The 11,981-nt window shown below is 64.2% G+C and carries 14 protein-coding genes and 2 tRNA genes; 10 read left to right on the top strand and 6 right to left on the bottom strand.

Features of this window, described 5'->3' with window-relative positions; all coding sequences use genetic code 11:
* Positions 1 to 49: 49 nt before the first annotated feature.
* Together ACZ2GY_RS02150 and ACZ2GY_RS02155 are read right to left on the bottom strand one after the other, a co-directional pair.
* Complete coding sequence (locus ACZ2GY_RS02150) at positions 50 to 568, bottom strand: septum formation family protein (protein WP_471672856.1); 519 nt, start codon at positions 566 to 568, stop codon at positions 50 to 52.
* Between the two features lie 137 nt (positions 569 to 705).
* Positions 706 to 793: transfer RNA gene (locus ACZ2GY_RS02155), tRNA-Ser, on the bottom strand.
* Between the two features lie 77 nt (positions 794 to 870).
* Here ACZ2GY_RS02155 and ACZ2GY_RS02160 point away from each other — a divergent pair.
* The 10 genes from ACZ2GY_RS02160 to ACZ2GY_RS02205 all read left to right on the top strand — a co-directional run bounded on the left by ACZ2GY_RS02160 (position 871) and on the right by ACZ2GY_RS02205 (position 8,286).
* Complete coding sequence (locus ACZ2GY_RS02160) at positions 871 to 1,842, top strand: NAD(P)H-quinone oxidoreductase (protein WP_471672857.1); 972 nt, start codon at positions 871 to 873, stop codon at positions 1,840 to 1,842.
* 121 nt (positions 1,843 to 1,963) lie between these two features.
* Positions 1,964 to 2,203, top strand: a complete 240-nt coding sequence (locus tag ACZ2GY_RS02165; RefSeq protein ID WP_056546324.1) for a hypothetical protein — start codon at positions 1,964 to 1,966, stop codon at positions 2,201 to 2,203.
* Positions 2,204 to 2,308: 105 nt separating this feature from the next.
* Positions 2,309 to 2,563 carry a hypothetical protein gene (locus ACZ2GY_RS02170; RefSeq protein WP_277358034.1) on the top strand — a complete coding sequence of 85 codons (255 nt, stop codon included), beginning with the start codon at positions 2,309 to 2,311 and terminating at the stop codon, positions 2,561 to 2,563.
* Positions 2,564 to 2,601: 38 nt separating this feature from the next.
* A complete protein-coding gene (locus ACZ2GY_RS02175; protein WP_277358033.1) occupies positions 2,602 to 3,240 on the top strand; it encodes a bacterial proteasome activator family protein in 639 nt (212 codons plus the stop codon).
* Between the two features lie 6 nt (positions 3,241 to 3,246).
* Positions 3,247 to 3,705, top strand: a complete 459-nt coding sequence (locus ACZ2GY_RS02180) for a hypothetical protein (protein WP_056546330.1) — start codon at positions 3,247 to 3,249, stop codon at positions 3,703 to 3,705.
* Positions 3,706 to 3,792: 87 nt separating this feature from the next.
* Positions 3,793 to 4,632 (top strand): aldo/keto reductase, encoded by an 840-nt coding sequence (locus ACZ2GY_RS02185; protein WP_471672858.1) that lies wholly within the window; start codon positions 3,793 to 3,795, stop codon positions 4,630 to 4,632.
* A 130-nt stretch (positions 4,633 to 4,762) separates the two neighbouring features.
* Positions 4,763 to 5,809: a lactonase family protein gene (locus ACZ2GY_RS02190; protein WP_471672859.1), complete on the top strand. Its 1,047-nt coding sequence runs from the start codon at positions 4,763 to 4,765 to the stop codon at positions 5,807 to 5,809.
* Positions 5,810 to 5,878: 69 nt separating this feature from the next.
* Entirely contained in the window at positions 5,879 to 6,457 is a 579-nt protein-coding gene (locus tag ACZ2GY_RS02195; RefSeq protein WP_471672860.1) for a sugar O-acetyltransferase, read from the top strand.
* Between the two features lie 4 nt (positions 6,458 to 6,461).
* Positions 6,462 to 7,016, top strand: a complete 555-nt coding sequence (locus ACZ2GY_RS02200; RefSeq protein ID WP_471672861.1) for a TetR/AcrR family transcriptional regulator — start codon at positions 6,462 to 6,464, stop codon at positions 7,014 to 7,016.
* 40 nt (positions 7,017 to 7,056) lie between these two features.
* Positions 7,057 to 8,286, top strand: a complete 1,230-nt coding sequence (locus ACZ2GY_RS02205; RefSeq protein ID WP_471672862.1) for an MFS transporter — start codon at positions 7,057 to 7,059, stop codon at positions 8,284 to 8,286.
* A 58-nt stretch (positions 8,287 to 8,344) separates the two neighbouring features.
* Here the strand turns inward: ACZ2GY_RS02205 and ACZ2GY_RS02210 are convergent.
* From ACZ2GY_RS02210 to tmk, 4 genes are all read right to left on the bottom strand, one after another.
* Positions 8,345 to 8,417 (bottom strand) — tRNA-Thr (locus ACZ2GY_RS02210).
* 80 nt (positions 8,418 to 8,497) lie between these two features.
* Entirely contained in the window at positions 8,498 to 10,045 is a 1,548-nt protein-coding gene (locus ACZ2GY_RS02215; RefSeq protein ID WP_471672863.1) for an alpha/beta hydrolase, read from the bottom strand.
* Complete coding sequence (locus ACZ2GY_RS02220; RefSeq protein ID WP_056546350.1) at positions 10,042 to 11,205, bottom strand: DNA polymerase III subunit delta'; 1,164 nt, start codon at positions 11,203 to 11,205, stop codon at positions 10,042 to 10,044. The genes ACZ2GY_RS02215 and ACZ2GY_RS02220 overlap by 4 nt, the downstream gene beginning before the upstream one ends.
* Positions 11,202 to 11,816: a dTMP kinase gene (gene tmk / locus ACZ2GY_RS02225; RefSeq protein ID WP_471673527.1), complete on the bottom strand. Its 615-nt coding sequence runs from the start codon at positions 11,814 to 11,816 to the stop codon at positions 11,202 to 11,204. The genes ACZ2GY_RS02220 and tmk overlap by 4 nt, the downstream gene beginning before the upstream one ends.
* Positions 11,817 to 11,981: the final 165 nt, after the last annotated feature.

Genomic DNA, 11,981 nt, shown 5'->3' on the forward strand with positions numbered 1-11,981 from the left:
CCACATCAGGCGCCTTGCACATTCAAGCACGAGTACTTGCTGTTGGGAACTACTGGCTGGAGTCGCGGAGTGTTCCCGTTGAGGGCTCACCGCCGGCACTGCCGACGAGGCAAATCACCGAGCGGCCGCCTTCGTCAGTCCATTCCGACTCGACCGGGTAAAAGTACTGGAGTTCCAGGGCGGACGCGTCATACTCCACGCCGACGAACGCAGCGAATTCACCGCGGCAGAACTCCTGCGCCTGAGCGTCCGCTTCCCCGAGCCCGGGGTAAATGCCTTCATCCAGCTCGGTTGTCGCGAATACTTCGAACGCGTGAGGTTCGTCGCAGGGGATTACCTGAATGTCCGGCTCCGCTGCGGTGCCGGAATCGGTCACGCACTGACCCTCTTGCAGGTCGTTCGCCGTGACGCTCGAGGCCTTCTGCGCCTCCGCTGCTTCGCTACTCGCTGCCGAGGTGAGTTCGGAAGGTGAGGCGCCGTCGTCGTTCCCGGCGGTGCAGCCGGTCACTGCTGCTGCCGCTATCAGGGCAGCAGGCAGGAGAAATCGCCGGAGGGCGGCAATCGTCATTGAAAGGCTCCTTGGAGTGAGACTTGGCACTTCCGGAGCCTACCCGATGGGATTCGAAGCGCCCGGAAGGACCTTAAACCAGTTGCACCCCGTCCATCAGGACGGGGTGCAACTGGTGAGCACGGCTCAGCTCGATGCGGAAGGTAAGGGATTCGAACCCTTGAGACGGGGTTACCGTCCACTGGTTTTCAAGACCAGCTCCTTCGGCCGCTCGGACAACCTTCCATACGGGGAATAGTGTTTCATGCAGAGCAGGCTGCACAAAACTCCAGGCAGCAGGGTGAGGTCCGGAAAGGGAAATCATGAAAGCAGTAGTGCTTCGCGGGTTCGGTGAACCGGACGTTCTTCAGGTGGCCGATGTGGCGCCGCCCGGTCTCCAGGCCGGTGAGGTGCTCATCGACGTCGTCGCAGCCGGATTGAACCGCGCGGATGTGCAGCAGCGGTTGGGTGTGTACCCGCCGCCTCCCGGTGCCTCCGAGTATCCGGGCCTTGAGGTTTCCGGAAGGATCGCTGACCCGGGGGAGTCGGGGTTCCAGCCGGGCGACGCCGTCGTCGCGCTCCTTGCGGGCGGCGGTTATGCCGAACAGGTGGCAGTGTCCGCCGGGCAGGTATTGCCCGTGCCCGCAGGCGTGGATCTCGTGGCCGCCGCCGCGCTACCCGAAGTGGCTGCGACGGTCTACTCCAACCTTGTCCTGGTTGCGGGTCTGCGCAACGGCGAAACCCTTCTCATTCACGGTGCTTCCGGGGGTATCGGGACTATGGCTATCCAGCTTGCACGCGCCCTGGGTGCCCGTACGATCGTGACCGCCGGAACGGCCGGCAAGCTCGATTTCGCCCGGTCACTGGGTGCAGAGGTCTGCGTAAATTACCGGGAGCAGGATTTCGTTGCCGAGGTGGACGCAGCTACCGATGGGCGCGGTGCTGACGTGATTCTCGATGTTGTTGGCGCAAAATACCTCGGCCGCAACGTTGAGGCCCTGGCGATAGGAGGCCGCCTTGTGGTCATCGGACTGCAGGGCGGCGCAAAAGCCGAGATCAACCTCGGCTCGCTCATGGGAAAGCGCGCGTCCGTGACGGGAACCACGCTGCGTTCACGGCCGGGGGAGGAGAAGGCGGCCATTATGGCCGGGATACGCGAGAACGTCTGGCCGCTGATCTCTAACGGGTCCATTTCCGTGCCCGTTGACCGCACCTTTCCGCTCGCAGAAGTGGTTCAGGCGCATGAGTATTTCGACTCCGGGCAGCACACTGGAAAAGTACTTCTGACGCTTTAGTACCGCTCATTTGGCGTGAGCGGCGAATTCGATGCCGAGCGCAGACGGGGGCACTAAGGCTGCTTTGTGGATTCCGGGCGGTGTGACAAGCTTGCTTTCACCTGAACTCCAAGGAGGAACCATGGCCAAGCACAGGGCAGACGGCAAGCCGGACGGCGCAACGCACGGCAAGGACGAGGAGTCCGGTCTGGAGCGTGCCGCCGAGAGTTGGGCAGAGAACCTCGCCGACCAGGTGAACGACGGCGTGAAGAATAATCCGCACGACACCGCCAATGACGGGCCTGACCCACGGACGGACACGCACTCCAGCCTCAGCGAGGGATCCAACTCCCGTGACGGCCGGGACGACCCGACACACTGAACGCCGAAATATAGTGCAGATCAGGCGGGTTTGACCGGGGGCGAACACGCCTGATCTGCGCAAAACTCCCTAGCGCCCGCGAACTGCGCGTGGTTTGCTGGGGTGATGACTGAGAACCTTCCTGAACACCTTCGTGAAGACATCGGCGCGTCCGGACCCGGCGCTGAATCCGAGGACGAGCACTTGCGTGAAGATGTCAACACTCCCTCCGATGAAAATGACGGCGGCCCCGAATTCTCCGAAAGTCACTTCACCTCCGGGCAGCTCAACGCAGGCCAGCGTGTTCCAGGGGTGAGCCCCGGGGGCGAGTACAAGGAGGGCCGCGAGGAGGAGCTTGCGCACCGGGACGAGGCCGACTGACACGCTTCGGCATACGCGCCGCATGAGAGCATGTTGCTATGACCGAACAGCAGCCCGAGCACCACAACGGCACTCCCGAGCATGCGTCGAAAGAGAGCCCGGTCCTGTCCGGAGAACTGGACGCGGGGCGTGGTCTTCCGGAACAGAACGACGACGGCGGCTCCCGCAGTGAGAAGGCGCAGGGCACCAAACTGACTGAACTGGTGGACGAGCCCGCCAAGGTCATGCGCATCGGTACCATGCTCAAGCAGTTGCTCGAGGAGGTGCGCAGCGCTCCCCTGGATGACGCCGGGCGCAGCCGACTGGCCGAAATCCATGAGCGGTCCGTGCGTGAGCTTGAGGACGGACTCGCACCGGAACTGGTCGAGGAACTGCAGCGGATCAACCTTCCGTTCACGGAAGACTCTGTTCCGACCGATGCCGAACTGCGCGTTGCACAGGCACAGCTGGTCGGATGGCTGGAGGGTCTCTTCCACGGTATCCAAACCGCGCTTGCCGCTCAGCAGATGGCCAATCAGCAGCTGGCCGCGCAACTGCAGTTGAAGCAACTGCCGCCCGGCACCGTTCTTGCTCCGGGCGTGGTGGTCGGCGATGACGGTGAACCGAAACGCGCTCCCGGAGTGCGGCCCGGTTCCCCCCAGATGCCGGACACTCACGGTCCGGGCCAGTACCTCTAGACGCGCGTGGCACTTTTTGCGGCGGCCCGACAGGGCCGCAAGGATGACGCGGAGCTCGGTACGGGAGTGTGGCGGCGCGCGCATGACCGCTTTCGGCGCGGGCTTGACCGGTATCACCAGATTCTTGAGGGCGTTGAGGATGACGCCGTCTATAACGAGTTGGCGGGTTTCGCCAATCAGCTTGCCCAATTGCTGCCGCGCGTGCGCGAGTGCTGCGTCACCGCGCAGGCTCAGCATCCGAGCGAGGGGCTGGACATCCCCGGGGCCCTTCTCCAGGTACACCGTGCGCTGTCCCGCGCGGGCAACGCCCTCGCAACCACAGCGGAGGCGGCCGCGATGGCCCGCCTGGACGGCGAACGGTGGGGTATCGCCTCAGCCGGACTGGAGAACGTCCGGCGCCGGGCGGAAGTAGTCGCTGAGGATGTCATCGAAGCTGAACGCTTGCTGTCAGTTCCCGGTCAATAGCTACGTCAAGAGCAACCTGTCGGAATACTTGCCGTCGGGTGGAGGTTGCCACCATTCGACAAGAGCAACAGTCTTCGAAAGGGATATATGAGTACCTCACCAAACCTGACGTTCAACGACGGCCGCACCATTCCCCAGTTGGGTTACGGCGTGTGGCAGGTCGATGACGCAACGGCAGAGGACGTCGTCGGACGAGCTTTCAAGGCCGGCTACCGGCACATCGACACCGCGAAGATCTACGGCAATGAAGCAGGCGTGGGCCGCGCGATTGAAGCCTCGGGTCTCAGCCCCGCGGAACTGTTCATCACCACCAAGCTGTGGAACGCCGATCAGGGGTATGAGAGCACCCTCCAGGCATTCGAGGAGTCCATGCAGCGGCTGGGCCTCGAAACACTCGACCTCTACCTGATCCATTGGCTCCAGCCAAAGCAGGGCAAGTATGTGGACACATGGAAGGCGCTCGTTGAATTGCAGAAGCGCGGCCGCGTCCATTCAATCGGTGTCTCCAACTTCACGGTCGAAGCACTGCAGGAAATCATTGACGCAACCGGCGTCGTGCCGGCAATCAACCAGGTCGAGACCCACCCGTACCTGAACCAGGCCGAACTGCGCGCCTTCGAGGCGGACAAGGGAATCCTCCACGAGTCCTGGTCCCCGCTCGGTTCCGGCAAGGGCCTGCTTGAGGATCCGGTGCTCGCCGGTATCGCAGAAAAGTTGGGCGCCACTCCGGCGCAGGTTGTGATTGCGTGGCACCTCGCACTCGGGCTCGTTGTCATCCCGAAGTCGGTGACGGAGTCGCGCATCATCGAAAACTGGGGTGCGCTCGAGGTCTCGCTGAGCGAAGAGGACATTGAGGCAATTAACGGCCTCGACAAGGGTGAGAGCGGCCGTATCGGCGCCAATCCCGCAACGGCTGACTTCGCCTGATCGTTTCCCCCCGGTTGACCCGAATGACTCGATCGCCGCGGCGGTAGGTCATTCAAACTAGTGCAGGCACTGCATGCGTTGCTTTCAACGCATGCAGTGCCTGCACCGTTTTGTGGGAACAATAGTGCCCATGGACAGCGACATTGTGAACCTTCTGATCGGGACCTACGCGAGCGACGACGCCGAGCCGGGATCCGGTGAAGGCATCTGGCGTGTAACCCTGGACCGGCGCAGCGGCGCACTGAGCGGCGATCACCTCATTACGACGACGACGGCGCCATCTTTCCTCGCACTCCACCCTTCCGGAAACATGCTTTATGCAGTCCAGGAGACAGAGCAGGGCCAAGTGAGCGCGTTCAGCGTGCAGGGCGAAAACCTGTTACTTCTAGCCACAGTGCCGACCGGTGGCTCGTTCCCGTGTCACCTCCTCGCCTTCAACGACGCACTGTGGGTTGCCAACTACGGTGATGGCGTGGTCAGCCGCCTGGACCTGAACGACGACGGCGAGCCGACGGGAATGCCTGCCGTGTACCGGAACTCCGGTTCGGGACCCAACAGTGAACGGCAGGAAGGGCCGCACGCCCACTTTGTTCATGACACCGGCAACGGGTCCGTCTGGGTAAGTGACCTCGGAACTGATGAGATCCGTCGATTCACTGTGTCCGGGCCGGACGGCCTTGCGGCCGTGCTGCCGCCGGCCACAGGCCCACGGCACCAGGCAGCGCTGCCGGGCGGCGCCGTCGTCGTTGTCGGTGAACTGGACTCCCGCCTGCATGTCCTGGCCTCTGACGGGAGTGGATCGATCCTCTCGAGCGTGGCCGCGCTCGCAACGCCGGTGCCATCCGGGCAGCCGAGCCAGCCCTCGCATATCGATGTCGGAGTTTCCCCGGCCACACGGAACCTGCTGTATGCCGCAACCAGAGGGCCCGATGTCCTGGCCGTGTTTGCGGTGGAGGACGGGCAGACGCTCAGGCATCTGTCGGACTCACCGATCGGCGGCGCATGGCCGCGGCATTTCGCGGTGGTACCCGACAGTGATGATGGCGCGGACCTCATTGTGGCGGCGAACCAGTACTCGTCAACGCTCGATGTGCTGCGCGTGGACGGCGTTGGTCACGTTGAGCAGGTGTATTCCCTTGCGTTGCCGGTGCCGGCTTGCGTTATTCCCGCCGATTGAGCGCTTGCTTGGACCCGCGGCCGACGCCCGATGTGTACGAGCGTCCAGATAGTATGTACGCTTGTACACATGCAGAACTATTTCGAGGGTGATTCCAGAACGAACAAGGAGCGGATGCTCGCCGGTGACCTGTACATCGCCGACGATCCCGACCTCGCTGCCGGCCACCAAAGGGCAGTCAAGCTGGCCCACGACTACAACGAGGCGTACGCCCAGGATGTGGACTCCGCCCGGCCGATCCTTGAATCCCTTATTGGTCAGCTTGGCGAAGGTGCCCACATCCGGCCGCCGCTCGCCGTGGACTATGGCACGTACATCACCATCGGCGCCGGTACCTTCATCAACTGCAACTTCACCGCACTTGACGTCGCTCCCATTGCCATCGGCCGGGACTGCCAGATCGGCCCGAGCGTTCAGCTGTTGACTCCCACGCATCCGGTCGAGGCGCAGCCGCGTCGCGACAAGCTCGAAGCGGCCCTTCCCATCACTATCGGGGACAATGTATGGCTCGGTGGCGGGGCTATTGTGCTGCCGGGAGTGACGATTGGTGAGAACAGCGTCATTGGTGCCGGCGCCGTCGTCACGAAGGATGTTCCGGCGAATGTCGTCGCCGTGGGGAATCCTGCCCGCGTGATTCGGGAGATCTGACCGCATGAGCCAGCGAAGGCATGATCCGGAGCGGCGGGACCGGATCATCGACAGCGCATTGGCAACCATCGCCGAACATGGCGTAGCGGGCACCACGCACCGCAAGGTGGCGAAGCATGCCGATGTACCGCTCGGGTCCATGACGTACCACTTCGCAGACATGGATGAGCTGCTCCGCGAGGCGTTCACGCGCTACGCCAGGCGCATCGCCCGGCGTTTTGCTGACCGTTTGGCTTCTGTGTCCGGCACCGACCAGCTGGTGGCTGCGATCGCCGATCTTGTGCATCACGACCTCAGTGAGAGTCCCGAGGATGTGGTCCTCACCCTCGAGCTGTACACGCTGGCTGCGCGAAAGCCGGACTTCCGGCGGATCACCCACGACTGGATGGGGCAGAGCCGCGCCGTCCTTGAGCGGCACATGGATGCAACCGCGGCGTTCGAGGTGGATGCGCTGATTGAAGGGTTGTTCATTCACGTGAGTCTCGACCAGCAGCCTCGCTCCCGGGCAGGCACCGAACGGGCAATTCGCCGCTTCCTCACTGACGCGCCCGTGCGCTGAACGTGCCCCGATCACCAGAACCATTTCGAGAAAGACGCTCATGAGTTCAATGACCACCGAGCAGCGCGTAGCCGTTCCGCGGGAGGCGCGAAACGCACGGATCGCAGTGGCTGTGCTGTTCTTCACCAACGGCGCCATCTTCGCCAACCTCCTGCCGCGCTATCCGGAGATCAAGCGGGACCTTGGCCTCAGTAACGCGGAGTACGGGCTGGCGATCGCATCGTTTCCGCTGGGCGCCCTGATCGCCGGGTTGGCCGCGGCAACCCTGATCCGCCGATTCCGTTCCTCCAGGGTGGCAGTGGCCGGGACGCTCTTCGTTGCGGTTGGTGTGTTGATCGCGGGTGTTTCACCGACCTGGATTGCCCTGGCGGGCGCGCTGTTCTTCGCCGGTGCAATGGATGCGGTGACCGACGTGGCTCAAAACTCACATGGTTTGCGGGTCCAGCGGTTGTACGGCCGGTCCATCCTCAACTCCTTCCATGCCGTCTGGTCGATCGGAGCCGTTACCGGTGGGCTGATGGGCGGGTTGGCGGTTGCACTCGATGTACCGCGCGGAATCCATCTCTCAGTCACCGGCGCACTCTGCGTTGCCGCCGTGTTCATTGCCTACCGGTTCCTTCTGGCCGGTCCGGAACCTGTCGAGCGGACGGTGGTGTCTCCGGGACCCGATGTCCACGGGGGCGCGCCTAAGACGCGGCGGACCGGCACATACCTCACACTTGCTGCGCTGGTGCTCATCGCGGTTGGCGGGACGCTGGTCGAGGATGCCGGCAGTACATGGGCGGCGGTCTACCTCTCGGGGCAGTTGGACGCCAGTGTCAGCATCGCTGCCCTCGGTTTTGTTGCGATGGTGGGCGCACAGTTCATCGGGCGACTGCTGGGCGACGGGCTCGTGGACCGCTTCGGGCAACGCGCTGTCGCCCGGGCGGGCGGCGTGATCGTTTTCCTCGGTATGGGAGCGGCCCTCGCCTTCCCATCCGTCACCGGAACGATCATCGGGTTCGGCCTCGCGGGCTTTGGTGTTGCCACGCTGGTTCCCGCCGCTATGCACGGCGCCGACGAACTGCGCGGGCTGCGGCCCGGAACCGGTCTGACCGTGATCAGCTGGCTCATGCGGGTGGGCTTCCTGGTCTCACCGCCCGTCGTCGGCCTGATCGCCGACTCGCTGAGCCTGCGCGTAGGACTCCTGGTGGTGCCGTTCGCAGGGCTGCTGGTCATCCTGCTGGCCGGGGTTCTGTCCTCCGAGCGCGCGAAGCGGCACCGGTCCTGACTCGGGCGGGCAGCCCCAGTCATTCACGGTGGCTGCCGCAGAAAGAGGGCACAAAAAGAGCCTCCTGCCAGAGTCGAACTGGCGACCTTCTCATTACGAGTGAGACGCTCTACCGACTGAGCTAAGGAGGCTGATGCGGGTGAACTTCGCTAGCGCAAAGGCTCATTCCACAAGGAATAACTGTATAAGAGCATAAGCTCACCGGTCAAAATCAGCAGCGAACGCCGTCCTCGGGAACGGTGCCGTCGATCAGGAAATCATCCACGAGAGACTCGATGCATTCGCCGGACCGGCCGTAGGCGGTATGCCCCTGCCCCTCCCAGGTCACATGCACGGCGGACTCCAGCTGGTCCGCGAGGGCCAGTGACCACTCGTAGGGTGTCGCCGGATCTCCCGTGGTTCCGATTACGAGCATCGGCGGCGCATCCGGCGCGCTGGCGGGGGAGGGCTCGAGCACCGGTTCGTGCGCCCACTCCTTGCAGGCGAGCGCGCCGTAGCTCAGGTATTCACCGAAGACCGCAGACGACGCTTCGAGCGCTTCCGCCTGTTGCTCCATGACCGCTGGGTCGGCCGGCATTGGGTAGTCGAGGCACGTCACCGCGGTGAAGGCCGCGGACGCGTTGGTGAGGTAATCGCCGTCGGGCTCGCGCTCCGCGCCGAGGTCAGCGAAGCGGAGGAACTCCGTGGGGTCACCCTGCAGCGCCTGATCGATCGCGGCGGTCAGGGCCGGCCAGCTGGCACTGTCATAGAGCGGAAGCACGAAGCCCTGGAAAAACGTCCCGATGGTGACGAGCCGCCCGTCGGCAGCTGTCATGGGGCTCTCCTCAACGGACTCGAACAGCGCATCCACAACAGCCACACCCTCGTCAACATCACCGGGAAGCGGGCACTCGCCCTGCGACTGGCAGTCTGCGACGTAACTGCGCAGCGCCTCATCGAACGCCGCGACCTGCCCGGCAGTGATCTCCGCCGAGCTCAGGGAAGGATCTACAGCGCCATCAAGCACAAAGCGCCCGACGTTGTCGGGGAACAGCTCTGCGTACGCAGCGCCCAGCTGGGTGCCGTAGGAAAACCCGAGATAGTCGAGCTGTTCCTCACCGACAAGGGCGCGCAGGATGTCCATGTCCTTCGCGGCGCTCACGGTGTCGATGTAGCCCAGCAACTCACCGGTGCGCTCGGCGCACAGTTCGGCGTACTCCGCTGAGTCCGCTTCGAGAATCTCGAGGGCCTCCGCATCGGTGGCATCCGCCGGTATCGTCTCGGTCCGGGCCTCGTCGCGTTCCTCATCCTTCAGGCACTTCACCGCAGAAGACCGGTTGACCCCGCGGGGGTCAAACCCAATCACGTCGTAGGACTGGCGCAGCCGATCGCTGAGGATGAACTCAGCGGAGTCGCGGACCAGGTTATAGCCGGAAGCTCCCGGTCCGCCCGGGTTGACCAGGAGAGAGCCCTGCGAATCCCCTGACGCATCCAGCCGGATGGCCGCGATCTCGATCGATTCCCGTCCCGGATCGCTGTAATCAAGAGGAACCTCGACTGTGGCACAGGCGAGATCCTCCTCGCACTCCTCCCAGACAACCTCCTGCGAGTAGAACTCCCGGAGGTCTTCCGGAACTTCACCGATCACCTCGGCCGGTGCCGTCGTCGCGCCGGTCTCGGGGCCCGCAGTGCACCCGGAAAGCACCAGAGCAACGACGACGGCGGCAGCACCTGCCAGCGCACGCAGCGGTGAGCGGCGCGCGGGTTGGGAGTGGGTCACGCGGAAAGTTCCTTCTCTGGGAGCAGGCTGACGGCCATCGCTTCGATGGCCAGCAGGGGGGCAACATTTGTTCCAACGATCCGCGTGCGCACTTTGTTGATGGCCTCAATGCGCCCCAGGGTCTCCTCCGGCGTGCCGTGTTCGGCGTAGCGCTCAAGCTCAGGCCGCAACGGCTCGTTCACCAGGTATCCGGAGGTGCCGAGCTGCAGCATGAGGACGTCACGGTAGAACGAGGTGAGATCGGTCAGCGCGCGGTCGAAGTAGTCGTTCTTGGAGCGCTTGGCCCGCCGGTTCTGATCGTCCTCCAGTCGCTTGACCTGCGCACGGATGGCAGGCGGGAGAGTGCCGGACTCGGGCGCACCGAGGGAGACCAGCAGCGCGGCTTTCTCCTCGGCGTCGCGTTGCTCGAAGGAGCTCTGCGCCTCGGCTTCAGCGAGCTTCACGAGATCCGCAGCTGCCCTCATGGCACCGGCAATGTTGCGCAGGTTGAGGGGTAGCCGCACTATCTGGTTGCGCCGCTCGCGGGCATCGCTGTCCGTAGCAAGGCGCTTCGCCACGCCAATGTGGCTCTGGGCGGCGCGGGCCGCAGCTTCGGCGATGATCGGGTCGATACCGTCACGCCGCACCAGCAGGTCCGTGACAGCGTCAACGGGCGGAACGCGCAGGCTGACCGAGCGGCAGCGAGAGCGAATGGTCACCAGCACGTCTCCGGGACTTGGTGCGCACAAAAGCCAGATCGTGCGCGGGGGCGGTTCCTCGATGGCCTTCAAAAGGACGTTTGTGCTGCGCTCCTGCATGCGGTCCGCATCCTCGACGATGATGACGCGCCAGCGGCCCGTTGACGGCTTGTCCTGCGCCTTCCGCACCAGCTCGCGGGCTTCATCGATGCTGATGGTGACTTTCTCGGTGGTCACATTGGTGACGTCGGCATGCGAGCCGGCCAACGCCGTCGTGCAGGCCTTGCACTCCCCGCAACCGCGTTCCTCCAGCAGCGGGCGGTCGCAGAGCAGAGCGGCGGCGAAAGCCCGTGCGGCGTTGGAGCGTCCGGAGCCGGGTGGTCCGGTGAACAACCACGCGTGGTTGGGCTGCTCAGCGGCCGCGGCGCGGCGCAGTTGTTCAACGGCGGCAGCCTGACCGGTCAGGAACGTCCAGACGCTCATGCCAGACGCTCCCGTACGGAGCTCGCGATCGTTGCTGCCAGCACATCAACGGGATCCGACGCGTTCAGTGCCAGATACGCCTCCGGATTCAACGCCGCCTGGTCCCGGAAAGCCGCCCGGATCTGCTCGTGAAATGAGTCCGGCTCCGATTCCATGCGGTCTTCCTGTGCCGCTGTGGAGGTCCGGCGGCTGCGGCCTTCCACGTGGTCAACATCGAGCAATACCGTCAAATCCGGCCGGAGCCCCTCCACCGCCCATAAATTGATCTCCAGCACGCTGTCCGCCCCGAGGCCCCGTCCCACGCCCTGGTAGGCAACGGAGGAGTCGATGTATCTGTCACAGATGACGACGTCGCCGCGCTCCAGAGCGGGCAGGATCACCTGATGCACGTGGGCGGCACGCGAAGCGGCGAAGATCAGTGCTTCCGTCCGCGCGTCGATGTGCCCGTGCCCGTGATCAAGCACCAGGGAACGCAGCTTCTCACCGATTTCAGTACCACCGGGCTCGCGGGTGCGCACCACCGTTTGGCCGTCGGCCTGAAGAGACTCCGCCAGGCGCGCGGCCTGCGTGGACTTGCCGGCGCTGTCTCCGCCCTCGAAGGCAATGAACATGCCGCGGGTAGGGCGGGAAGTCTGGGATGTCACTGGATCAGCCTACCGACTCAGCCCTACAGCCCGCGCAGCCTGTGGAGAACACATAGAATCGATCCACCGGCCGTGCCGGGCAACTGCCAACTCAGAGTTGATAGTTTCAACCGGCTATCTTCAGCGCGCGCG

The sequence above is a fragment of the Arthrobacter sp. KKT183 genome (assembly GCF_055657625.1).

Excerpts from the sequence above, each read along its gene's own strand:
- ACZ2GY_RS02150 (WP_471672856.1), bottom strand. The coding sequence starts at position 568 with ATGACGATTGCCGCCCTCCGGCGATTTCTCCTGCCTGCTGCCCTGATA.
- ACZ2GY_RS02160 (WP_471672857.1), top strand. The coding sequence starts at position 871 with ATGAAAGCAGTAGTGCTTCGCGGGTTCGGTGAACCGGACGTTCTTCAG.
- ACZ2GY_RS02165 (WP_056546324.1), top strand. The coding sequence starts at position 1,964 with ATGGCCAAGCACAGGGCAGACGGCAAGCCGGACGGCGCAACGCACGGC.
- ACZ2GY_RS02170 (WP_277358034.1), top strand. The coding sequence starts at position 2,309 with ATGACTGAGAACCTTCCTGAACACCTTCGTGAAGACATCGGCGCGTCC.
- ACZ2GY_RS02175 (WP_277358033.1), top strand. The coding sequence starts at position 2,602 with ATGACCGAACAGCAGCCCGAGCACCACAACGGCACTCCCGAGCATGCG.
- ACZ2GY_RS02185 (WP_471672858.1), top strand. The coding sequence starts at position 3,793 with ATGAGTACCTCACCAAACCTGACGTTCAACGACGGCCGCACCATTCCC.
- ACZ2GY_RS02190 (WP_471672859.1), top strand. The coding sequence starts at position 4,763 with ATGGACAGCGACATTGTGAACCTTCTGATCGGGACCTACGCGAGCGAC.
- ACZ2GY_RS02195 (WP_471672860.1), top strand. The coding sequence starts at position 5,879 with ATGCAGAACTATTTCGAGGGTGATTCCAGAACGAACAAGGAGCGGATG.
- ACZ2GY_RS02200 (WP_471672861.1), top strand. The coding sequence starts at position 6,462 with ATGAGCCAGCGAAGGCATGATCCGGAGCGGCGGGACCGGATCATCGAC.
- ACZ2GY_RS02205 (WP_471672862.1), top strand. The coding sequence starts at position 7,057 with ATGAGTTCAATGACCACCGAGCAGCGCGTAGCCGTTCCGCGGGAGGCG.
- ACZ2GY_RS02220 (WP_056546350.1), bottom strand. The coding sequence starts at position 11,205 with ATGAGCGTCTGGACGTTCCTGACCGGTCAGGCTGCCGCCGTTGAACAA.
- tmk (WP_471673527.1), bottom strand. The coding sequence starts at position 11,816 with ATGTTCATTGCCTTCGAGGGCGGAGACAGCGCCGGCAAGTCCACGCAG.